This is a genomic window from Dactylosporangium thailandense (genome assembly GCF_059739745.1).
Genome location: NZ_AP029195.1, coordinates 7,302,649 through 7,324,871, shown reverse-complemented (window position 1 = coordinate 7,324,871; position 22,223 = coordinate 7,302,649). Strand labels below are relative to the sequence as shown.

At 74.2% G+C, this 22,223-nt stretch carries 20 protein-coding genes; 14 read left to right on the top strand and 6 right to left on the bottom strand.

Going from position 1 to position 22,223, the window contains the following annotated elements:
- Positions 1–24 precede the first annotated feature (24 nt).
- The 7 genes from AC6JBM_RS32440 to alc are packed head-to-tail and all read left to right on the top strand — an operon-like array spanning position 25 to position 8,294.
- The gene (locus AC6JBM_RS32440; protein ID WP_497977821.1) at positions 25–876 is read left to right on the top strand and encodes an FAD binding domain-containing protein; all 852 of its coding nucleotides are present in this window, start codon (positions 25–27) and stop codon (positions 874–876) included.
- Positions 867–1,325 (top strand): (2Fe-2S)-binding protein, encoded by a 459-nt coding sequence (locus AC6JBM_RS32435; protein WP_497977820.1) that lies wholly within the window; start codon positions 867–869, stop codon positions 1,323–1,325. The genes AC6JBM_RS32440 and AC6JBM_RS32435 overlap by 10 nt, the downstream gene beginning before the upstream one ends.
- Entirely contained in the window at positions 1,322–2,659 is a 1,338-nt protein-coding gene (locus AC6JBM_RS32430) for an 8-oxoguanine deaminase (protein ID WP_497977819.1), read from the top strand. Before AC6JBM_RS32435 ends, AC6JBM_RS32430 begins: the two co-directional genes overlap by 4 nt.
- A complete protein-coding gene (locus AC6JBM_RS32425; protein WP_497977818.1) occupies positions 2,656–4,872 on the top strand; it encodes a molybdopterin cofactor-binding domain-containing protein in 2,217 nt (738 codons plus the stop codon). Before AC6JBM_RS32430 ends, AC6JBM_RS32425 begins: the two co-directional genes overlap by 4 nt.
- Position 4,873: 1 nt before the next feature.
- Positions 4,874–6,040: a DUF6986 family protein gene (locus tag AC6JBM_RS32420; RefSeq protein ID WP_497977817.1), complete on the top strand. Its 1,167-nt coding sequence runs from the start codon at positions 4,874–4,876 to the stop codon at positions 6,038–6,040.
- Positions 6,037–7,341 carry an allantoinase AllB gene (gene allB, locus AC6JBM_RS32415; RefSeq protein ID WP_497977816.1) on the top strand — a complete coding sequence of 435 codons (1,305 nt, stop codon included), beginning with the start codon at positions 6,037–6,039 and terminating at the stop codon, positions 7,339–7,341. The genes AC6JBM_RS32420 and allB overlap by 4 nt, the downstream gene beginning before the upstream one ends.
- On the top strand, positions 7,338–8,294 hold the full coding sequence (alc, locus tag AC6JBM_RS32410; RefSeq protein ID WP_497977815.1) for an allantoicase: 957 nt from the start codon (positions 7,338–7,340) through the stop codon (positions 8,292–8,294). Before allB ends, alc begins: the two co-directional genes overlap by 4 nt.
- 5 nt (positions 8,295–8,299) lie before the next feature.
- Here the strand turns inward: alc and AC6JBM_RS32405 are convergent, their stop codons facing one another.
- Positions 8,300–8,809 (bottom strand): GNAT family N-acetyltransferase, encoded by a 510-nt coding sequence (locus AC6JBM_RS32405; protein WP_497977814.1) that lies wholly within the window; start codon positions 8,807–8,809, stop codon positions 8,300–8,302.
- A 115-nt stretch (positions 8,810–8,924) separates the two neighbouring features.
- Here AC6JBM_RS32405 and AC6JBM_RS32400 point away from each other — a divergent pair, with 115 nt between their 5' ends.
- Entirely contained in the window at positions 8,925–9,446 is a 522-nt protein-coding gene (locus AC6JBM_RS32400) for a type 1 glutamine amidotransferase domain-containing protein (RefSeq protein WP_497977813.1), read from the top strand.
- Positions 9,447–9,629: 183 nt separating this feature from the next.
- Here the strand turns inward: AC6JBM_RS32400 and AC6JBM_RS32395 are convergent, their stop codons facing one another.
- Together AC6JBM_RS32395 and AC6JBM_RS32390 are read right to left on the bottom strand one after the other, a co-directional pair.
- Entirely contained in the window at positions 9,630–10,463 is an 834-nt protein-coding gene (locus AC6JBM_RS32395) for a Sir2 family NAD-dependent protein deacetylase (protein WP_497986560.1), read from the bottom strand.
- A gap of 22 nt (positions 10,464–10,485) precedes the next feature.
- Entirely contained in the window at positions 10,486–11,250 is a 765-nt protein-coding gene (locus tag AC6JBM_RS32390; protein ID WP_497977812.1) for a phytanoyl-CoA dioxygenase family protein, read from the bottom strand.
- Between the two features lie 89 nt (positions 11,251–11,339).
- On the opposite strand from AC6JBM_RS32390, the gene secA2 reads away from it, so the two are divergent.
- Complete coding sequence (secA2, locus tag AC6JBM_RS32385) at positions 11,340–13,667, top strand: accessory Sec system translocase SecA2 (protein ID WP_497977811.1); 2,328 nt, start codon at positions 11,340–11,342, stop codon at positions 13,665–13,667.
- 120 nt (positions 13,668–13,787) lie between these two features.
- On the opposite strand, the gene AC6JBM_RS32380 is transcribed toward secA2, so the two are convergent.
- The gene (locus tag AC6JBM_RS32380; protein ID WP_497986559.1) at positions 13,788–14,528 is read right to left on the bottom strand and encodes a 3-keto-5-aminohexanoate cleavage protein; all 741 of its coding nucleotides are present in this window, start codon (positions 14,526–14,528) and stop codon (positions 13,788–13,790) included.
- Between the two features lie 798 nt (positions 14,529–15,326).
- Positions 15,327–15,620, bottom strand: coding sequence for a DUF3040 domain-containing protein (locus tag AC6JBM_RS32375; RefSeq protein WP_350626532.1), 294 nt, complete (start codon positions 15,618–15,620; stop codon positions 15,327–15,329).
- 282 nt (positions 15,621–15,902) lie between these two features.
- Here AC6JBM_RS32375 and AC6JBM_RS32370 point away from each other — a divergent pair, with 282 nt between their 5' ends.
- The 5 genes from AC6JBM_RS32370 to AC6JBM_RS32350 all read left to right on the top strand — a co-directional run bounded on the left by AC6JBM_RS32370 (position 15,903) and on the right by AC6JBM_RS32350 (position 21,714).
- Positions 15,903–16,784: a hypothetical protein gene (locus AC6JBM_RS32370; RefSeq protein WP_497977810.1), complete on the top strand. Its 882-nt coding sequence runs from the start codon at positions 15,903–15,905 to the stop codon at positions 16,782–16,784.
- 40 nt (positions 16,785–16,824) lie between these two features.
- On the top strand, positions 16,825–18,102 hold the full coding sequence (locus AC6JBM_RS32365) for an AI-2E family transporter (RefSeq protein WP_497977809.1): 1,278 nt from the start codon (positions 16,825–16,827) through the stop codon (positions 18,100–18,102).
- Between the two features lie 12 nt (positions 18,103–18,114).
- On the top strand, positions 18,115–18,552 hold the full coding sequence (locus AC6JBM_RS32360) for a nitroreductase family deazaflavin-dependent oxidoreductase (RefSeq protein ID WP_497977808.1): 438 nt from the start codon (positions 18,115–18,117) through the stop codon (positions 18,550–18,552).
- Between the two features lie 7 nt (positions 18,553–18,559).
- The gene (locus tag AC6JBM_RS32355; RefSeq protein WP_497977807.1) at positions 18,560–19,423 is read left to right on the top strand and encodes a glycoside hydrolase family 88 protein; all 864 of its coding nucleotides are present in this window, start codon (positions 18,560–18,562) and stop codon (positions 19,421–19,423) included.
- Positions 19,424–19,488: 65 nt separating this feature from the next.
- Positions 19,489–21,714 (top strand): Hsp70 family protein, encoded by a 2,226-nt coding sequence (locus AC6JBM_RS32350; RefSeq protein WP_497977806.1) that lies wholly within the window; start codon positions 19,489–19,491, stop codon positions 21,712–21,714.
- Here AC6JBM_RS32350 and AC6JBM_RS32345 read toward each other — a convergent pair.
- Complete coding sequence (locus AC6JBM_RS32345; RefSeq protein ID WP_350626564.1) at positions 21,707–22,171, bottom strand: MarR family transcriptional regulator; 465 nt, start codon at positions 22,169–22,171, stop codon at positions 21,707–21,709. The two genes, AC6JBM_RS32350 and AC6JBM_RS32345, sit on opposite strands and share 8 nt — an antisense overlap.
- Positions 22,172–22,223 lie beyond the last annotated feature (52 nt).

The window sequence follows — 22,223 nt, the reverse complement described above, 5'->3', positions numbered from 1 at the left end:
GGTCGCGATCCCTGAGGAGGCCGTGTGGACTTTCTGAGCCCGTCCACCTGGGACGAGGCCCTCGCGGCCAAGGCCGAGCACCCCGGCGCGGTGCCGATCGCGGGCGGCACCGACGTGATGGTCGAGCTGAACTTCGACCGCCGCCGCCCGCAGGCGCTGCTGGACCTGACCCGGGTCCGGGAGCTCGCGGAGTGGGCCGCGGACGGTGAGGCGCTGCGGGTCGGGGCCGGGGTGACGTACCGCCGCATCATCGACGAGCTCGGCAACCGCCTGCCCGGCCTGGCCCTCGCGGCCCGCACGGTCGGCTCCCCGCAGATCCGCAACCGCGGCACGGTCGGCGGCAACCTCGGCTCCGCCTCCCCGGCCGGCGACGCCCACCCGCCGCTGCTCGCGTGCGGGGCCGAGATCGAGGTCGCCTCGGTGCGCGGCGCCCGGCGCATCCCGGCGGGCGAGTTCTTCGCCGGCCCGAAGCGCAGCGCCCTGGCCCCGGACGAGCTGATCGCCGCGTTCCGGATCCCGCCCGCGGCCGGCCCGCAGCAGTTCGCCAAGGTCGGCACGCGCAACGCGATGGTGATCGCGGTGTGCTCGTTCGCGCTGGCCCTGGACCCGGTGCGCCGGGCCGCGGGCACCGGGATCGGCTCGGCCGGCCCGACCCCGCTGCGGGCCGCCGAGGCGGAGTCGTTCGCGGCCGAGCTGCCGTGGGAGTCGCGCGAGCCGCTGCCGGAGCCGGTGGTGGCGCGCTTCGGTGAGCTCGTCGCGGCCGCGGCGCGCCCGATCGACGATGTGCGGGGCAGCGCCGCCTACCGCCGCCACGCGCTCGCCGTCCTCGGTGGACGGACGCTGCGGTGGGCGTGGGAGGAGTACCGATGCGGCTGAACCTGTCCGTGAACGGCGAGGAACGCACCGCCGACGACGTCTGGGAAGGGGAGAGCCTGCTCTACGTGCTGCGGGAACGGCTCGGACTGCCGGGCGCCAAGAACGCGTGCGAGCAGGGCGAGTGCGGCTCCTGCACGGTGTATCTCGACGGCACCCCGGTCTGCGCCTGCCTGGTCGCCGCCGGCCAGGCCGCGGGGCGCGCGGTGCGCACCGTCGAGGGGCTGGCCGGGCCCGGCGCGCTGCACCCGATCCAGCAGGCGTTCCTGACCGCCGGCGCCGTGCAGTGCGGCTTCTGCACGCCCGGGCTCATCGTGGCCGTGCACGACCTGCTGCAGCGCAATCCGGAGCCCAGTGACCTGGACATCCGCGAGGCCCTCGCCGGGAACCTGTGCCGCTGCACCGGCTACGAGCACATCGTCGCCGCGGTGAAGCTGGCGGCCCGCCGATGATCGTCATCGAGGGGTGCGCGGTCGCGACCGTCGACGCCGCCGGCACCGAGCACGCCGACGGGCACATCGTCGTCGCGGGTGACCGGATCGTGGCGGTCGGCTCCGGGCCCTACGCCGGCGACGAGAGCGTCACGCGGGTCGACGGCCGCGGCTGCCTGGCCACCCCGGGGCTGGTCAACACCCACCACCACCTCTACCAGTGGGCCACCCGCGGCTACGCCCAGCAGGAGATCCTGTTCGGCTGGCTCCAGGAGCTGTACCCGATCTGGGCCCGCATCGACGAGAGCACCGTGCACGCCGCGGCCTCCGCGGGGCTGGCCCAGCTGGCGCTCACCGGGTGCACGACGAGCACCGACCACCACTACGTGTTCCCGCGCGGCGGCGGCGACCTGCTCGCGGCCGAGATCGACGCGGCCGCCGCCGTGGGGCTGCGCTTCCACCCGTGCCGCGGCTCGATGGACCTCTCCGAGAAGGACGGCGGGCTGCCCCCGGACTCCGTCGTGGAGGACACCGACGCCGCGCTCATCGCGACCAAGGACGCGATCGACCGGTTCCACGACCCCTCGCCGGGCGCCATGGTGCGCATCGCGGTCGCGCCGTGCAGCCCCTTCTCCGTCACCCCGCGGCTCATGCGGGAGGCGGCCGGGCTGGCCCGGTCCGAGGGCGTGCGGCTGCACACCCACCTCGCCGAGACGGTGGAGGAGGAGGCGTACTGCCGCGAGGTCCACGGCTGCACGCCGGTCGAGTACGCCGAGCGCCTCGGCTGGCTCGGCGACGACGTCTGGCTCGCCCACGCCGTGCACCTCGACGCGTCCGCGATCGCCCGGCTCGGCGCGACCGGCACCGGCGTCGCCCACTGCCCGAGCTCCAACGGCCGCCTCGGCGCCGGGATCGCCCCGGTCCGCGATCTGCTCGACGCCCGGGTCCCAGTCGGCCTCGGGGTCGACGGCGCCGCCTCGCAGGAGGCCGGGGAGCTCGGCGCGGAGCTGCGCCAGGCGCTGTACCTCGCCCGGCTGCGCGGCGGCCCCGCCGCCCTGACCGCGCGGGAGTCCCTGGCCCTGGGCACCATCGGCGGGGCCCGCTGCCTCGGCCGCGCCGACGAGCTCGGCTCGCTGGAGCCCGGCAAGCTCGCCGACATCGCGCTGTGGCGCCTCGACGGCCTCGGCCACGCTGGCATCGAGGACCCGGTGGCCGCGCTCGTGTTCGGCCCGGCCGCCCCGCTGCGCCTGCTGCTCGTCGGCGGCCGCGCGGTGGTCCAGGACGGCTCGCTGTCCACTGTGGACGCCGAACGGGCCGCCACCGATCTGGCGCGGGCGGCGGGGAGGCTGCGATGACGACCTCGGTGGCGACGGCTGGCGGCATCGGCACCTCGCCGGTGCGGCCCGACGGCACGCTCAAGGTGACCGGGGAGTTCGCGTTCTCCTCCGACCTGTGGGCCGACCGGATGCTGTGGGGCGCGACCCTGCGCAGCCCGCACCCGCGGGCCCGGATCGTGTCCGTCGACCTGACCGAGGCCCTGCGGCTGCCGGGCGTGCACGCCGTGCTCACCGCCGAGGACGTGCCCGGGGCCAAGCACTACGGCCTGGAGCACCGCGACCAGCCGGTGCTCGCGATCGGGCAGGTCCGCTACGCCGGCGAGCCGGTCGCGATCGTCGCGGCCGACCACCCCGAGACCGCCCGGCGGGCCGCGGCGCGCATCGGCGTCGAGTACGAGGTGCTGGCGCCCGTCGTGGACAGCGAGGCCGCTCTCGACCCGGCCTGCGCGCCGGTGCACGAGTCCGGCAACCTGCTGCGGCACGTGCCGATCCGCAAGGGCCCGCAGGACGTCGTCGCGCCCGTCGTGGTCACCGGCGAGTACGAGGTCGGCATGCAGGACCAGGCGTTCCTCGGCCCCGAGTCCGGGCTCGCGATCCCGGCCGAGGACGGCGGCGTCGACCTGTTCATCGCGACCCAGTGGCTGCACGGCGACCTCGCCCAGGTGGCCGACTGCCTCGGCCTGCCGCCGGAGAAGGTGCGGCTCAGCCTGGCCGGGGTCGGCGGCGCGTTCGGCGGCCGCGAGGACGTCTCCATGCAGGTGCACGCGTGCATGCTGGCGCTGCGCACCGGGCGGCCGGTGAAGATGGTGTACTCCCGCGAGGAGTCCTTCTTCGGCCACGTGCACCGCCACCCGGCCCGGCTGCGGTACGAGCACGGCGCCGACGAGACCGGCCGGCTGCTCTACGTGCGGGCCCGGATCGTGCTCGACGGCGGCGCGTACGCGTCCACCTCCATGGCCGTCGTCGCCAACGCCACCACGCTCGGCATCGGCCCGTACCGGGTGCCGAGCGTCACCGTGGACGGCTACGCGGTCTACACCAACAACCCGCCGTGCGGTGCGATGCGCGGCTTCGGCGCCGTGCAGGCCTGCTTCGCCTACGAGTCGCAGATGGACAGGCTCGCCGCCGCGCTCGGGCTCGACCCGGTGGAGCTGCGCGCCCGCAACGCCCTCGAGCCCGGCGACACCATGCCCACCGGCCAGGTCGTCACCGGGCCCGCGCCCGTCGCCGAGCTCCTGCGCCGGGTCCGCGACCTGCCCCCGCCCGCCCCCGGCACCGGCGACCCCCGCGAGTTCCCCGGCGGCGTCGCCAACACCACGCGCGGCGAGGGGGTGCGGCGGGGCGTCGGCTACGGCGTCGGCATCAAGAACGTCGGCTTCTCCGAGGGCTTCGACGACTACTCCACCGCCCGGGTGCGGCTCGAGCTCGTCGGCGGCGAGCCGGCCGCGGTCGTGCACACCGCGGCGGCCGAGGTCGGCCAGGGCCTGGTGACGGTCATGGCGCAGATCGTGCGGACCGAGCTCGGGGTGCGGCGGGTGACGGTGGCCACCGCGGACACCACGATCGGCAGCGCCGGGTCCTCGTCGGCGTCGCGGCAGACCTACGTCACCGGCGGCGCGGTCAAGGCCGCCTGCGAGGCCGTGCGCCGCGAGATCGAGCGCCGCACCGCCGACCCCGCCACCGGCCTCGCCGCCGACCTCGTCACCGTCCTCGGCGACGGCCCGATCGAGGAGACCGTCGAGTGGCGGCACAGGCCCACGTTCCCGATCGACCCGCGCACCGGGCAGGGGGACGCGCACGTGCAGTACGCGTTCGCCGCCCACCGGGCCACCGTGGACGTCGACGTGGAGCTCGGGCTGGTGCGCGTGGTCGAGATCGCCACCGCGCAGGACGTCGGGCGGGCGCTGCACCCGCAGTCGGTGCGCGGCCAGATCGCCGGCGGCACCGCCCAGGGACTCGGGCTCGCGGTGATGGAGGAGATCCAGGTCGTCGACGGGCGCATCCGCAACCCGTCGTTCACGGACTATCTGATGCCGACCATCCTGGATGTACCGCCGATGCTCATCGACGTGCTCGAGCTGGGCGATCCCGAGGCGCCGTACGGGCTGCGCGGCGTCGGCGAGCCCCCGACCATCTCGTCCACCCCGGCGATCGTCGCCGCGATCCGCGCCGCCACCGGCCTGCCGCTCAAGCGGGTGCCGGTCCGGCCCGAGCACCTGACGGGGACGTGAGATGGCGCTGCCGGAGCGGGACCTCGAGGAGCTGCGGGCGCGGGCCGAGCACCTGGACCGCCTGCGGCTGCCCGGCCAGGTGGCGGACACGGCGGTCGTCCGGCAGCCGGTGCACACCGTCTACGTGCCCGCCGACCGCTTCTCGGCCGCGACCGTGGGGCAGTGGGCGGACGAGGCCCGGTGCCTGGTCCGCGACCACGGCCGCCCGCCGTTCCCGGACGAGATCGTGGAGCTGGTGCTGGGCAAGCTCGTCACCGAGCCGATCGAGGACCTGCGGGTCGACTTCGAGGACGGGTACGGCCGCCGGGGCGACGACGAGGAGGACGCCCACGCGACCGCGGCGGGTGCCGCCCTGCGCACGAGCCCGCCGGCCTTCTTCGGGCTGCGGTGCAAGAGCCTGGAGCCGGATACGGTACTGCGGGCGGCCCGCACCCTCGACGTCTTCCTCGCCGCGCTCGGCCCGCCGCCGGACGGCTTCGTCATCACGGTGCCGAAGGCCACCTCGGCCGCCCACGCCGACGCCGCCGTGCTGCTGTGCCGGCAGCTCGAGCACGCGCACGGCCTCGCCGAGGGCGCCCTGCGCTTCGAGCTGCAGGTCGAGACCCCGCAGGCGATCCTCGGCGCCGACGGCCGCAGCCCGCTGCCGGAGATGATCGTCCGCTCGCAGGGGCGGCTCACCGGCCTGCACTACGGCACCTACGACTACAGCACCGCGCTGGGCGTCGCCCCGGCGTACCAGAGCCTCGAGCACCCGGTCGCCGACCACGCCAAGGCCGTCATGCAGGCGGCCGCGGCCGGCACCGGGGTCAGCGTCGCCGACGGCTCCACGAACGTCATCCCGGCCGGCGGCACCGAGGAGGTGCACCGCGCCTGGGCCCTGCACGCCCGGCTCGTGCGCCGCAGCCTGGAGCGCGGCATCTACCAGGGCTGGGACCTGCACCCCGGGCACCTGGTGACCCGCTGGGGGGCCACGTTCGAGTTCTTCCGCGACGGCGTCGGCGAGGCGAGCCGGCGCCTCGGGCACTACCTGGGCCGCCGCACGCGGGGCCACCTCGACGAGCCGGCGACGGCCCGGGCCATGGCCCGGTTCCTGCTGCGCGGCCTGCACTGCGGCGCGCTGCGACCCGGCGACGTGCGCCATCCCCGCGAGGTGCTGGAGGCCCTGTGACGTTCTCGCTGCGCTCCCGCCAGGTCTACCTGCCCGGCGGCCCCCGCGCCGCCACGGTGACCGTCCACGACGGACGGATCGTCGCGGTCGGCGACTACACCGCGGACGTCGACGGCCCGGTCACCGACCTCGAGGGCCTGTCGCTGCTGCCCGGCCTCGTCGACACCCACGTGCACGTCAACGAGCCCGGCCGCACCGAGTGGGAGGGCTTCGCCACCGCGACCCGCGCGGCCGCGGCCGGCGGCGTCACCACCATCGTCGACATGCCGCTGAACTCGCTGCCGCCGACCACCACGGTCGCGGCCCTGCGCGAGAAGCAGGCCGCGGCCCGGGGCCAGTGCCACGTCGACGTGGGCTTCTGGGGCGGGGCGGTGCCCGGCAACGCCGCCGACCTCGTCCCGCTGCACGAGGCCGGCGTCTTCGGCTTCAAGAGCTTCCTCGTCGACTCCGGCGTGCCCGAGTTCCCGCCGCTGGACCCCGCGGGGCTGGCCGAGGCCTTCGCCGCCGTCGACGCGCTGTTCATCGTGCACGCCGAGGACCCGGCCCGGCTGCACGACGCCCGCCCGTCGCGCGCCTACGCCGACTTCCTCGCGTCCCGCCCGGCCGCGGCCGAGGTCTCCGCGGTCGACACCGCGCTGGAGACGGCGCGCGCGACCGGCCGCCGCGTCCACATCCTGCACCTGTCCGCCGCCGACGCGCTCGGGTCCCTGCGCCGGGCCCGCGGCGACGGCGTGCGCGCCACCGCCGAGACCTGCCCGCACTACCTGACCCTGGACGCCGCCGCGGTCCCGGACGGCGCGACCGAGTTCAAGTGCTGCCCGCCGATCCGCGACGCGGCCAACCAGGACCGGCTCTGGGGCGGCCTCGCCGACGGCACCATCTCGCTCGTCGTGTCCGACCACTCGCCGTCGACCCCGCAGCTCAAGGGCCGCGACTCCGGCGACTTCGCCGCGGCCTGGGGCGGGATCGCGTCGCTGCAGCTGGGCCTGCCCGCGGTGTGGACGGCCGCCCGCGAGCGCGGCTTCACCCTCGCCGACGTGGTGCGCTGGATGGCCGCCGGCCCGGCCGAGCTGGTGGGCCTGGGCCGCAAGGGCCGCATCGCGCCGGGGGCCGACGCCGACCTGGTCGCCTTCGACCCGGAGGCGGTCTTCACGGTGGACCCGGCGGCCCTGCACCATCGGCACCCGGTCACCCCGTACGCCGCCCGCGAGCTGACCGGCGCGGTGCGCACGACCTGGCTGCGGGGCGAGCCGATCGGCGACGCCGCCAGGGGCCGTTTCCTGCTGCGGGAGGACGCATGACCTTCACCGACCTGACCGACCTCGCCTCGCGGGTCCTCGGCGGGGGCGTGGTGGCCGCGAACGACGAGTTCTTCGCGGCCATGGACAACCTCGTCAACCCCGAGCCGTCCGAGCACGAGACGTGGACCTACGGGCCCAAGGGCAAGGTGTACGACGGCTGGGAGACCCGCCGGCGCCGCTCGCCCGGACACGACTGGGCGATCGTCCGGCTCGGGGCACCGGGGCGCATCCACGGCGTGGTGGTCGACACCGCGCACTTCACCGGCAATTACCCGCCGCACGTCTCCGTCGAGGCCGCCGAGCTGCCGGGCCACCCGTCCCCGGCCGAGCTGGCCGCGGCCGCGTGGACCGGGATCGTCGCGAAGTCGCCGGTGAAGGGCGACAACCGCAACCATTTCCCGGTCGCCGACCCGGCCCGCTACACCCACGTGCGCCTGAACATCTTCCCGGACGGCGGCGTCGCCCGGCTGCGCGTGCACGGCGAGGCGGTGCCCGACCCGGCCCTGCTGCACGGGCTGACCGCGAACCTGGCCGCGATGGAGCTGGGCGCGGTCGTGGCCGGGTGCAGCGATATGTTCTACGGCTCGCCGGGCAACCTGCTGCTGCCGGACCGCCCGCGGCAGATGAGCGAGGGCTGGGAGACCGCGCGGCGCCGCGAGCCCGGCAACGAGTGGGTGCTCGTCCGGCTGGCCGCCAGGGGCCGCATCCGCCTCGTGGAGCTGGACACCACCCACTTCAAGGGCAACGCCCCCGGCGAGGCCTCGCTGCGGGCGACGGCCGACCCGGCGGACGGGTCCGCGTGGTTCGACCTGCTGCCGCGCACGCCCACGCAGCCGGACACCCGCCACTTCTTCCGGCTGGACTCCGACCGGCCGGCGACCCACGTGCGGCTGGACATCTACCCGGACGGTGGCATGGCCCGGCTGCGGCTGTGGGGCGAGGCCGGCGCCTGAGCGCGTCAGCGGGGCAGGACCAGCTCCATCGAGGTCTTGGTCTCGCGCCGGAAGCCCATCCGCTCGTACATGGGCAGGCCGTCGCGGGAGGCGAACAGGCGCACCGCCGGCACCGCACGGGCCTCGAACCAGGCCAGCAGCGCGTCCAGGCACGCGGTGGAGAGGCCCCGGCGGCGGTACGGCACGTGGGTGGCTACGTTGAAGATGTAACCGGTGAGGCCGCCGGGGTTGCCGGGCGCGGCGAGGCGCTCCTCGATCGTGCCCACCGCGCACGCGGCCAGGCCCGGCCCGTCCGGGCGGTCGACCACGAACGCGGCCAGGGTGGCGTCGGGGTCCGGGACCGGCAGGTGGCGGCGCAGCGTGGCCGCGCAGTGCCGGGACCACTCGCCGGGCGGGGCGGGCTCGCCGTGCATGTCCTCGAGCATCACGATCCGCAGCCGGACGAGCTCCTCGGTGTCGGTGGCGACGGCGCGTCGTGCGATGGGCTCCACGGCTGGCGTCACGGCTGGCGTCACGGCTGGCTTCGCGGCTGGCTTCACAGCTGGTAAGCCTGGGATACCTGTGATCGGCGCGCAACGGCGATATCGGCCGTATCCGGTTGGGCGGCCTCCCGGCGGGTACCGGACGGGCATGGATGTCGCGTTTCTGGTTTCCAAGGAAGGTATCGAGCAGGCCGAGCTGACCGAGCCCTGGAAGGCGGTGGAGCACGCGGGCCACGCCCCGCGGCTGATCTCGCCCGAGCCCGGACGGGTGCGCGGTTACCACCACCTCGACCCGGCCGACTCGTTCGACGTGGACGTCACCGCGGCCGACGCGCGGCCGGGCGACTTCGCGGCCCTGGTCCTGCCCGGCGGGGTGGCCAACGGCGACCTGCTGCGCTGGCAGCCGGCGGCGGTCGAGTTCGTCCGCGGCTTCGCGGCCCTGGGGCGCCCGATCGCGGTCATCTGCCACGGCGGCTGGGTCCTGATCGAGGCCGACGCGGTCCGCGGCAAGCGCATCACCTCGTGGCCGTCGCTGCGGACCGACTACCGCAACGCCGGGGCGACCTGGGTGGACGAGGAGCTCGTGGTGGACGGGAACCTCATCAGCAGCCGCAAGCCCGGCGACCTGCCGGCCTTCTGCCAGGCGCTGGTCGAGCAGCTGGACCGCTGACCGCCGCGTTCGGGTGCTGCGCTCGCAGGGGCGGGTGCCGAAGGACTGACAGCTGGCCCGGGTGACCAACGGCGGACCTGGCAGCGTCGGCGCGCAGCGCCCAGCGCTGTCTGGCGGGAGCGACGGTCCGCACCACGGCGGACCCGAGTCATGACCTGCCCGACCCCCGGCCCCGGCCGGCGGTCAGGTGCGCAGGTCCCAGGCGACCCTCGACAGGATGGCGCCCAGGGGCGCGTCGAGCAGCAGCGAGGCGTGCACGTCACCGCGTGTCGGGCCCTGGTTCACGATGGCGATGGGCAGGCCGAGCTTGGCCGCGCGCACCACGAACCGGCGGCCCGACATGACGGTGAGCGACGAGCCGAGCACCACCAGCGCGGCGGAGCGCTCCACGAGGTCGAAGCAGGCCTGCACCCGCGGCGGCGGCACGCTCTCCCCGAAGAACACGACGTCGGGCTTGAGCATCCCGCCGCAGCCCGTGCAGTCCACGACCGCGAAGCCGGCCGCCTGCTCGTCGGTGAGGTCCACGTCGCCGTCGGGGTTGACGCCGCCCGCGACCGCGTCGAAGCCGGCGTTGGCCGCGCCCAGCCGCTCGTCGAGCTCGCCGCGCCCGGACAGCTCGCCGCAGTCGAGGCAGACCACCCGGTCGAGGGCGCCGTGCAGCTCCACGACGCCGTCCGCGCCGCCGGCCTGGTGCAGGCCGTCGACGTTCTGCGTGATGACGCCGGTGAGCAGGCCCAGCCCCTGCAGCCGCCCGACGGCGTGGTGCCCGGCGTTGGGGGCGGCGCGCGCGATCGTGCGCCAGCCGAGGTGGCTGCGGGCCCAGTACCGCCGGCGCGCGATCGGGTCGCGGGTGAAGGTCTGGTAGGTCATCGGCTGGGCGTTGCGCCGCATCCCGCTCGGCCCCCGGTAGTCCGGGATGCCCGACTCCGTCGACAGGCCGGCCCCGCTGAGCACGAGCACGCCGCCCTTGCCGACGAGCGCGCTCAGGGCCGCGACTGACTGTTCCACGGCACCAATACTGCCTCGCCCCGGACGTCGCTCAGCTCAAGGCCGCCCGGATCGTCTCCGCGACCGGGCCCTCGGCCGGATACGGCCCCACCGGCTCCAGCGGCGGCTGGCCCAGGAACCGCGGCCGGTCGCCGTGGTGCGGCTGGGCGGCGTGGACGAGGAACGGGTGGCAGAGGAACACGTCGCCGGCCCGTCCCGTCGCGAGCACCTGGTCGCGATGGGCGGACACGGCGTCGATCCGTGGCCCGAGTTCCATGATCGACGCGCCGTCCTCCCCGAACGGGGCCAGCAGCGGCGGGATGTCCATGTGCGAGCCGACCCGGACCCGCGTCGGGGCGTTGCGCTCGTCGACGTCGGTGAACAGGAACAGCAGCAGCAGCGCCCGTCCGCGCGAGCGCACGTCGGCCCAGAACTCCGAGCGGCCCGGCGGCGAGAAGCTGCCCTCGATGTGCCAGCCGGCGTCGTCGGGCTCCTCCGCGTGCGGGAAACGCAGCGGGAACGACCCGATCGAGGTGCGCGGGCGCCACCGGCCCTTGCCGACGAGCGCGTCGAAGGCGTCGGTCAGCACCGGCTGGTTGGCCGCCGCCCGGAACGGCTCCTGGGCCATGCCGCCGACCCAGTACACCGGTCTGGTCCAGGTCGCGGGGTCGCCGGGCTCGGCGTCGATCTGGGCCCAGAGCAGCTCGGCGCACCGTTCCGTCACGTCCCGGGGTACCGCCGCCTCGATCTTGACGAACCCGTCCCGCTTGAAGCGCTCGACGCCGGCGTTGTCCATGCCGCCCATCGTGCCGCGCACGCGGAAAGTTTCAACCGGTTTCGACCGGTCCTGAGATAGGGCGTGATGGGGCGCACAGTGGCCGCCGCGGGCGACGTATCGTGTTCGGCATGGGTTTGGTGAGCAAATTCAACGCGTGGCGCCGCAAGCTGCAGGAGCAGCCGGGCACCACGATCGACCTCGAACCGATGCGCGCCCTGCTGCCGGAGATCGAGAAGCGCGAGGCCGAGCTGTCCGAGCTCACCGACGACGAGCTCCGTGCCGCCGCCACGGCACTGCACCAGCGGGAAGACCCCCAGGACTTCGTCGAGGCGTGCGCGCTGGGCCGGGAGGCGGCCAAGCGGGCCCTGGACGAGCGGCCGTATGACGTGCAGCTGCTCGGCGCCCAGGTGCTGCTGGCCGGGCACGTCGTCGAGATGGCCACCGGTGAGGGCAAGACGCTGACCGCCGCGATCGCCGCCGCCGGCTACGCCGCGCAGGGCCCGGTCCACGTGATCACGGTCAACGACTACCTGGCCCGCCGCGACGCCGAGTGGATGCGGCCGGTCTACGAGCTGCTCGACCTGACCGTCGGGTGGGTCAACGAGTCCTCCACGCCGGACGAGCGCCGCACGGCCTACGCGCAGGACATCACCTACGTCTCGGTCAGCGAGGCGGGCTTCGACCTGCTCCGCGACTCGATCGTCACGAACACCGCCGACCGGGTGCACCGGGAGTTCGCGACGGTCATCGTGGACGAGGCTGACTCGATCCTCATCGACGAGGCCCGGGTCCCGCTGGTGCTGGCCGGCTCCACCATCGCCGGCGAGGACCAGCCGATCGCGATCGCCGAGATCGTCGGCGGGCTGCACCGCGACCGGGACTACGAGGTCGTCGACGAGGGCCGCACCGCCCACCTGAGCACGCAGGGCCTGGCGAAGGTCGAGTCCGCCCTGGGCATCGACCTCTACGCCGAGGAGAACGTCGACACGCTGACCGCGGTCAACCTGGCGCTGCACGCCGAGGCGCTGCTGGTCCGCGACGTCGACTACATCGTGCGCGAGGAGCGGGTCGAGCTCATCGACGAGTTCCGCGGCCGGGTGGCGCAGCGGCGCCGCTGGCCCGACGGGCTGCAGGCCGCGGTCGAGGCCAAGGAGAAGATTCGCTCCAGCGGCGGCGGCACGGTGCTGCAGACCATCACGGTGCAGGCGTTCCTGACGCAGTACAAGCGGATCTGCGGCATGACGGGCACGGCCATGCCGGTCGGTGACCAGCTGCGGGAGTTCTACAAGCTCGAGGTCGCGGTCATCCCGCCGCACCTGCCCAACATCCGCAAGGACTGGCCCGACCGCGTCTACGCCTCCGCCGAGGAGCGCGACATCGCCGTGGTCGCCGAGATCGTCGCGATGCACGCCACCGGCCGCCCGGTGCTCATCGGCACGCTGAGCGTGGCCGAGTCCGAGCGGCTGGCCGCCACCCTCGCCGAGGAGGGCGTGGAGTGCGTGGTCCTCAACGCGAAGAACGACGAGTCGGAGGCCGGGATCGTGGCCGAGGCCGGCTCGGTGAGCGCGGTGACGGTCTCGACGCAGATGACCGGCCGCGGCGTCGACATCCGCCTCGGCGGCAGTGACGAGAAGGAGCGCGATCGGGTCGCCGACCTCGGCGGGCTGTTCGTGATCGGCACGGCCCGCAACGACTCGCGCCGCATCGACGACCAGCTCCGCGGCCGGGCCGGCCGGCAGGGCGACCCGGGCGAGTCGATGTTCTTCGTCTCGCTCGAGGACGAGCTCGTCGAGCGGTACGGTCCCGAGCCCATGCCCATGGGCCGCGCCGACGCCGAGGGCGCCATCGAGGACGAGGACGTGCGGTGGGCCATCGGCTCCGCCCAGCGGGTCGCCGAGACGGTGAACCTCGAGATCCACCGCAACACCTGGCGGTACAACTACCTGCTCGACCAGCACCGCCAGCTGCACGGCAAGCGGCGCGAGGAGCTGCTCACCACCGACGCGGCGGGCGAGCTGCTCGCGGAGCGGGCGCCGGACAAGTACAACGAGCTCGCCGAGGACCTGGGCGAGGAGACGCTGCTGCGCATCGCGCGCCAGATCGCCCTGTTCCACGCCGACCAGGCGTGGTCGGAGCACCTGGCCGACATGAGCGAGCTGCGGGAGGGCATCCACCTGCGGGTGCTCGGCTCGCAGGACCCGCTGGACGAGTTCCACCGCGAGGCGATCCCGGCGTTCCGCGGCCTGCTGGCCGAGATCGACAACCGCACGGTCTCCGAGTTCGAGGAGCTGGAGATCGACGGGCCGGACTGGGAGCCGGAGAACGCGGGCCTGGTGCGGCCGAGCGCCACCTGGACCTACGTGGTGAGCGACAACCCGTTCGGCTCCGAGATGGAGCGGTTCTTCGCCGGGATGGTGAAGCTGTTCCGCAGCGGCAAGGGCGTCAAGAAGAGCTAGCTGCCCCGATTCGGATCACGGCCGCCGCGCTCACGGCGGCCGTTTCCGTGTCCGGCCGCCGACGCCGCCGTCGCCCTGCTCGTGCCCGGCTCCGGCCGCGGTCCGACGGCCGCGGACGCGCTATGAACCCGATCGGGCCGATGACCAGACCGACAGCGCGAGCCGTACCAGCGCCGCGTTGTCGGCCACGGGCGCGCCGTCCGGACCGGTGAGGGTGTCCTCGAGCCCGATCCGCGTCGGCAGCCCGAGCCGCCCCGCCAGCTCGACCATCGGCCAGCACAGCGGACCCTCGCCGTGCAGCAGCCGCTCGCCCGCCACCCCGACCTCGTCGAGCCGCGCCAGAATCGCCCCGGCGTCCACGCCGGGCCCCATGATCTCGACGAGCACCCGAGGCACCCCGCCCGCGATCGACAGCGCCCCGGCGTCCTCGAGCGTCCACACGCCGGCCTCGACCGCGACGCCGAGCTCGCCCAGCGTGGCGGCGAGCGCGGTGAACCCGGGCTCGGAGACGTTGACGGAGGCGAAATCCGGCCGCTCGTACCGCGACAGCCCCGCCCACCCCGCGACCGCCTCCTGCCGCGCGTCAACGTCCCGCCCGGTGATCCACAGCCCCGTGGTGACCCCGACCGGCGTGTCGGGGCAGGTCCGGCGCACGGCCGCGACCGCCGCGCCCACGTCGGCCGCCGCCAGCGACTCCGCACCGGCGTCGTCGCGCGGATGCAGGTGCACGGCCTCGGCCCCGGCCGCGACCGCGCGCTGCGCGGCGTCGGCGAGCTCGGCGGGGGAGCAGGGCAGGCCCGGGTGCTCGCCGGGCGCCCGGCCACCGTTGAGCGCCGCCTTGAGCCTGGCGATCGGAGGCATCACCGGACCACTGTCCCGCCTGGCCCCGTCCGGGGCAAGATCGACACGCCCGCATTTCGCCCATTCGGGACAGATCGCCCGTCGGGCGAAAAGTCTGATACCGGCGGCCGTCAATGGGACGGGCGCGCGGGAGGCGGCGTCCCGGTCGCTTTCCGGATCGTGCCCTGTTGCTCGGTGGTGCAATGCTTTTGCGTGGTGTGCTCGGGTGGTGGAGCGGGTCGGTGGAATTGCGCGGTCGTTGCCTTCGGGAACCCCGTCGACCGGTATTGTGGCGGGGCCGGAATGGGCTTGAGTGGGGGTAACTTCTGCGGGGCTCCGCGGGGGTGCGGCGGGGTCGTGGATGTGGCGCGGCTTCTCCGCGTGCCGCCTCACCAGTCCCCAGTCGCGCCGCCGCTGCGCTTCCTTCCGGAACTCGTCCTTCCCCGGCCACCATTTCCTGGCCTTCGTGCGATCGCGCACAGCGGCCAATTCCCGCGGGCTGAACAATGGCGATCTCCGGCCACGCGGGCGCGCATATGGCGAACATATCGGCTGCCGGCGGCCGACGTCATGCAGGCGTTTCCTGCCTCGAACGGCGCGCTGCCGGTCGTGGTCGCCCGATCCCGCCGCCATCAGGTCGCTCGGTCCGCTTCGCCGACGACCGTGACATCCTGCGCCGGCACGACCGTCGCGCCACCCCGGGTCACCCCGCCACTGCGACACATCCATCCGCGCCGAACTCCGGAGCGCAAGAGGCCGGGTCGTGATACGACGGTTCCCCGGCGCCTGGCGGGGCCGGGGAACGCGATGGGGGCAGTCCTAGAGTTCGGTGTCTATCAGGGGGGCCACGGGCTCGGGCTGCGCCGACCGGTAGGTCCAGACGCCGCCCGCGACGCCGAGGGCGCAGATCGCCAGCACCGTCCCGAAGACGCTGCCGGCGGCCAGGCCGATGATGGCGCCGACGATCGCGGCGATGGCGATGATCACCGAGGTCACCCGGCGGGGCGTGATCCGGCGAGTCATGGCCCGGTTGAATCCATTGACGAAGCGCGCGTCGCTGCGCAACGCGGCTTCGATGTCTGCGAGCCGCTTCTGCTCGCTCTCGCTGAGCATGACGCCCAACCTCCTCCGACGGGCCTGCCCGGTGCGCGACGTGTACCCGCTCCGATCGATCGTCACACACAAAGCCCCGCCGTGGGTCGGCCAGTTGGCGCCAAGTGGGATTTCGCTGGTCAGCGCCGCGGCGATACGCGGCTTTTGCCGGAAAATGCGACCTGCGAAAGATGTGCGCGTGTGCCATTCTCGACGGCGAATGACGCGAGGGGTTCACGCGGAAGGACGCGTGAACGTTGCGAGGCAAGTTAGCCGTGCGGCCGCATGGGGGAGGATGGGGACGTGGACCCGAGCAGGCAGTGGCAGCAGCCCGACCAGAGCGGCGGCTACCCGCCCCAGCAGCCCTATGGCCAGCCCCAGCCGCAGTATCCGCCGCAGCCGCCCCAGCCCCAATACCCTCAGTACCAGCAGCCTCAGCCGCAATACCCTCAGTACCAGCCGCCGCAGCAGCAGCCCGCCCAGCCGTATTCCGCCGTGCCGTACGCGTCCCAGCAGTACAGCGCGCCCCCGGCGTACCAGCAGCCCCCGGCGTACCAGACCTCCGCCCCGCCCATGCCGGGCGCCGACGGCTCCGGCCGCCGCAGCAAGTTCTTCCCCGCGCTCATCATCAGCTCGGTGCTGCTCGTGGTCGTCGTGGTCGCCATCGTCGTGGTCTCGCTCAACCGCAAGCCCGACAGTCCCACGACCCCGCAGGCGGGCTCCTCGCAGAGCGGCCCGATCGACAAGTGCCTGGTCGGCAAGTGGAAGCAGACGTCGTACCAGAAGGTCGTCGACCTCACCGGCACGGACACCGCCAAGCGCGGGAACCTGACCACGGTCAAGATGAGCGGCGGCGGCAAGATCTGGGAGATCAAGGACGACGGCAACGCCATCGAGGACGACACCGCCACGTCCTACAGCGGCAAGACCGACGACGGCCGGACCGTCACCGCGACCTGGGCCGGGCGCACCGAGTGGAAGATGACCACCAAGGACGGCGTGATCTCCTACGCGGGCGGCGAGGCGACCACGGTCGTCACGATCAGCGTCGACGGCACCGAGGCCGGCAAGATCCAGCTCGAGCCCAACCTGGACCCGACGAACTACACGTGCAACGGCGACATCTGGCGCACGTCGAGCAAGGACAACCCCGACGACTTCTCCCGGTACGACCGCCAGAAGTAATGCCCGGTTGATCCCACCTCGATAGGGGTACAGCCGTGGCATGGCGCAGTGGATAACCCAGGTCGGTGAGCGTGCCCGGACGCGGCTGAGCGCGGCGCGTTCCGTGCCGCCCTTCGCCGGGCCGGTGGAGGTGCGGCCCGCGTCCACTGTGGAGGACGGCATCCCCCGCGGCATCAAGGTCGCGGGGGCCTGGGCCTGGCGGATCGTGCTGTTCATCCTGGCCGCGTACCTGCTCCTGAAGGTCATCGCCGCGCTGCGCCTGATGGTCATCCCGGTCGCCGTGGCGATCCTGCTCGCCGCGCTGCTCGAGCCCGTGGCCGGCTGGCTGCGCCGGCACGGGCTGCATCGCTCGCTGGCCGCCGCGATCGTGCTCGTCGGCGGCCTCTTCGTGGTCTTCGGCGGCCTGGGCGTGATCATCTACACGTTCATCACCCAGTTCGACAACCTCTCCGGCCGGGTGGGCGAGGGCCTGGGCGAGATCCAGCGCTGGCTCAACTACGGGCCGCTGCACATCTCCGAGAAACAGCTCAACGACACGGTGAGCTCGCTGGAGAAGCAGTTCACGGCCAACCGGGGCGCGCTGACCTCCGGGGCCCTGAGCACCGCGACGACGCTCGGCGAGGTGGCCACCGGGTTCTTCCTGGTGCTGTTCACGCTGTTCTTCTTCCTGCGCGACGGCGGGCAGATCTTCGCGTTCCTGTGCCGGCTGCTGCCGCACCAGGCCCGGCTGCCCGTCGCGCGGGCCGGGCACTACTCCTGGTACACCCTGGTCTCCTATGTGCGGGCCACGGTGCTGGTCGCGTTCGTCGACGCGCTCGGCATCGGCATCGGCTTGGCCGTCCTGCGCATCCCGCTCGCGCTGCCGCTGGCCGCGCTCGTGTTCCTCGGCGCGTTCATCCCCGTCATCGGGGCCACGCTCTCCGGCACGGTCGCGGTGCTCGTCGCCCTCGTCACCAACGGGCCGGTCAGCGCGCTGCTCGTGCTCGGCGTCGTCATCGCCGTACAGCAGCTGGAAGGGCACGTCCTCCAGCCGCTGATCATGGGCCGGGCGGTCGCGCTGCACCCGCTCGCGGTGATCCTGGCGATCACGACGGGCGTGGTGGCGGCCGGGATCGTCGGCGGGCTCGTCGCGGTGCCGCTGCTCGCGGTGGGCAACACCGCCGTGCGGTACCTCGCCGAGCACCCCGACGGCGAGCCCACGGACGAGAGTGAGGAGCCGCCGGGGGTGGAGGACACCGACGGCGAGGCCGACGAACCCGAACCCGAGCCCGAAACGGAGCCGGAGGGTAGCGTCGACGAGGAGATCAAGGATCAGTGAGGAGCATGCACCATGCCGTTGTCCGGTGAGTACGAGCCGAGCCCGTCCGAGTGGTCGCGTGATCAGGCCGAACTGTTCGAGCGCACCAACGGGGCGGAGGGCAACACGATGCAGGGCCGGCCCGTCATCATCCTGACGACGCTCGGCGCCAAGTCGGGCAAGATCCGCAAGACCCCGCTCATGCGGGTGGAGCACGACGGGGAGTACGCGGTCGTGGCCTCGCTGGGCGGCGCGCCGAAGCACCCGGTCTGGTACCACAACGTCGTCGCCAACCCGCACGTCGAGCTGCAGGACGGGCCGGTCAAGCGCGACTACACGGCCCGCGAGGTCACCGGCGCGGAGAAGGAGCAGTGGTGGAAGCGGGCCACCGAGACCTGGCCGGCCTATGACGAGTACCAGCAGAAGACCGACCGGCAGATCCCCCTCTTCGTGCTCACGCCCCAGCAGTGACCGCAGGGTGAATCCGGTCCTGCTCACGCTGCTGGCGATGCAGCGGCAGAACTGGGAGCAGGGCGTGGCCATCCACGCCCTGCTCGACCTGGGGCTGACCGACCTGGCCCGGCGGCTGGCCCGCGACGCGGTCGTGCACCAGAGCCCGGACGGCCGGCTGGGCACCATCGGCGGCGAACGCGGATCGGTGAACTCGGCCGCCATCTATCAGGGTGTCGTACTGCTCGATGCCGCCGAACCCGCCCGCCGTCAACTGGACTGGATCGTCGAACGGGCGCCGCGCGCCGCGGACGGCACCCTCTACCACCTGCTGGACGCGCCGGAGGTCTGGGCCGACTCCGTCTACATGGTGGTGCCGATGCTCGCCCTCGCCGGCCGCCCCGACCTGGCCGTGCGGCAGGCCGAGGGTCACCGCGCCCGGCTGTGCCGCGACGGCCTCTACCTCGCCGCCGACAACCGCCCGAAGCGCTGGGGCACCGGCAGCGGCTGGGTCGCCGCCGGGCTCGCGCGGGCCATCCGGCACGACCCGGGCCTCGCCGCGCCCCTCGCCGGGCACGCGCGCGAGGTGATCGACGCCTGCCTGCGGTGGCGCCGGGGCGACGGGCTCTTCGGGGACGTGCTCGACGATCCGGGCTCGTTCCGGGAGGCGAACCTCGCGCAGATGCTGGCGTACGCGGCGTACACCGGCGTCGCCGACGGCTGGCTCCCGGGCTCCTACACGGCCGTCGCCGACTCCCTGCGCGCCGCCGTGGCCCCCTTCGTGGTCGACGGGCTCGTCACCTCGGTCTGCGGCGCGCCCACGTTCGACCGCCCGGGCACCTCGGCCGAGGCCCAGGCGTTCCACCTGATGGCGGAGGCCGCCGCGGGCTGAGATCGGCCAGCGCCCGGGGATTGACCAGAGTTCATGGATTTGGCCGGGACTCGTACAGTGTGCGGGTGGCATACCGGCTCGGCATCGACCTGGGCACGTCGACGACCGTTGCCGTGCTGGCGTTCCCGGGCGCGTCGCGGCCCCTGCTGTTCGACGCCTCGCCGCTGCTGTCCTCCGCGGTCTTCGCCGGCTCCGGGCCCGGGCTGCTGACCGGGCAGGACGCCGAGCGGGCCGCGATCGCCCAGCCCGCGGGGCTGGAGGCCAACCCGAAGCGCCGCATCGACGACGGCACCGTCTGGCTGGGGGAGCGGGAGTTCCCCGTCGCCGAAGTCCTCGCGGCGATCCTGGACCGGGTCGGCACCGAGGCGCGGCGGGTCGCGGGCGGCCCGATCGGCGAGACGGTGCTGACCCACCCGGCGGCCTGGGGCCGGACCCGCCTGAGCCTGCTCGCCGAGGCCGCGCGCCGGGCCGGGCTGGGCGAGGTCGGGCTGGTCCCCGAGCCCGTGGCCGCCGCGGCGCACTTCGGCACCGTCCACGACCTGCGGCCCGGCCATACCGTCGTGGTGTACGACCTGGGCGCCGGCACCTTCGACGTGAGCGTCGTGCGGCGCACGGCCGCCGGCGGGGGCTTCGAGGTCCTCGCCGCGGACGGGCTGGCCGACGTGGGCGGGCTCGACCTCGACGCGGCCGTGGTCCAGCACGCCCGCACGCTCACGCCCGGCGCCACCGAGGCCTGGGGGCGCCTCGACTGGCCGCAGAGCCAGGCCGACCAGCAGGCCCGGCGGGCCCTGTGGACCGGGGCGCGCGCGGCCAAGGAGCAGCTCACCCGGCACGCGACCGCCGACCTGCACCTGCCCCTGGTGGACAAGGACCTGCACCTGACGCGCGAGGAGTTCGAGGCGGCGGCGCGGCCGTACCTCGACCGGACCGTCGCGCTGACCGTGCGCGTCCTGCGCGAGTCGGGCGCCGTGCCGGAGCGCATCGCCGGTGTCTTCCTCGTCGGCGGCTCGTCCCGCATCCCGCTGGCCGCGACGCTCCTGCACCGGGCGCTGCGGATCGCGCCGACGATCGTCGACCAGCCCGAGCTCGCCGTCGCGGAGGGCAGCCTCCTGGCCCCGGCCGCGCGCTGGGAGACCGCCCTGCCGACGGAGGACCTGACACCGGTGCTCGCCGCGCCGGAGTCCGAGCCGGTCGTGCTGGCGGCTGTTGCCGAACCGGTGACGCCTCCGAAACCCGAGCCGAAGCCCGAGCCGGTGACGCCTCCGAAGCCCGAGCCGAAGTCCTTGCCCGCCGCGGGGAAGCGGGGCTGGGGGCGGCATACCGGGATCGTGGTCGTGATCCTCGTCGTGGTCGCGGGGGTGCTCGGCGTGCGCGCCTGGCTGCACCGCGGGCCGGTCGTGGCCGAGCTGCGCGGGGCCGTCGGCGCCGTGCGGGCCGTCGCGTTCAGCCCCGACGGCCGGCTCCTCGCGGCCGTCGGCGACGACAAGACGCTGCGCCTGTGGGACGTCGGCGACGAGAAGGCGACCACGCTGACCACCAACGCCGCGACCCGGTCGGTCGCGTTCAGCCCCGACGGCAAGCTGCTGGCCGCGGGCGGCGACGACGGTCGCGTGCACCTCTGGAACGTGGCCTCGCGCCAGGAGAGCGGCGAGGGCATCGCCCTCAACCGCCCGTTCCAGATCACCGCGCTCGGCTTCGACCGCACCGGCGCGCTGCTGGTGGTGGGCGGCGACACCGGCTTCGGCCTCGTGTACGACGTCGCCGCCGGCCGCCAGCGCGCCGAGCTCGGCGCGTTCAACCCGGGCACGGTCACGGCGGCCGCGTTCAACCCGGGCGCCAAGGACGCGACCGACGTCGCGCTCGCCGGGACGGCCCCGGCGCCGGCGGTCTACAGCAGCGCCGACGGCGCCCGCCAGCCGGTCGACGCCACCGTCACGCACGGCGACACCATCCGGGCGCTGGCGTTCAGCCCGGGGGGCTACCCGCTGGCCACCGCCGGGGCCGACGGCGACGTGCTGCTGTGGCCCGGCCAGGCGGGCGTGGTGGCAGCTCGGCTGGCCGGCGACCGGACGCCGGTGAACGCCGTCGCCTTCGACCGGGACGGGTCCGTGCTGGCGGTGGCCGGGGACGACCAGCGGGTACACCTGTGGAATCCCGCCACGTATGCGCACCTGCGCTCCTACGACCAGGCGGGCAGCCCGATCGACGCGCTCGCCTTCAGCCCGAAGGACGCCACCCGCCTGGCCACGGGCTCCCGCGACGGCGTGGTGCGCGTCTGGGACGTCAGCTGAGCTCGTCCGCGGCGGTCCGGCCGGCCTCGGTGACCCGGTCCAGGAACGAGGCCAGCAGGGCGAGCTCGGCCTCGTCGTAGCCGGCGCACAGCTCGTCCATCCGGCCGTTCATGCCGGCGAAGAGCGCGTAGATCTCGGCGTTGCGCTCGCGCAGCGCCCGGATCACCACGGCGCGGCGGTCCTCCGGGTCGCGGTCGCGGGCCACCCAGCCGCCGCGCTCGAGCCGGTCGAGCACCCCGGTCATCGTCGCGGGGTGCAGCCCGGCGTGGCGGGCCAGGGCACTCGGGCTCAGCGGACCGTGGCGGTGGATCACGTCGAGGCAGTCGAAGTCGGCGTCCTTGAGCTCCAGCCGGGCCCCCACCCGGTGGTTGAGCAGCGAGAGCTCGGTGCTGAGCGCGCGCAGCGACTCCTTGATCGCGTTGGTCGCCCGCCGCCGGGAAGGTGTTACGGAACTCATATGATCTGAACTCCCGTTCCATGTGCAAGTCCATATATTATGAAACTCGTAA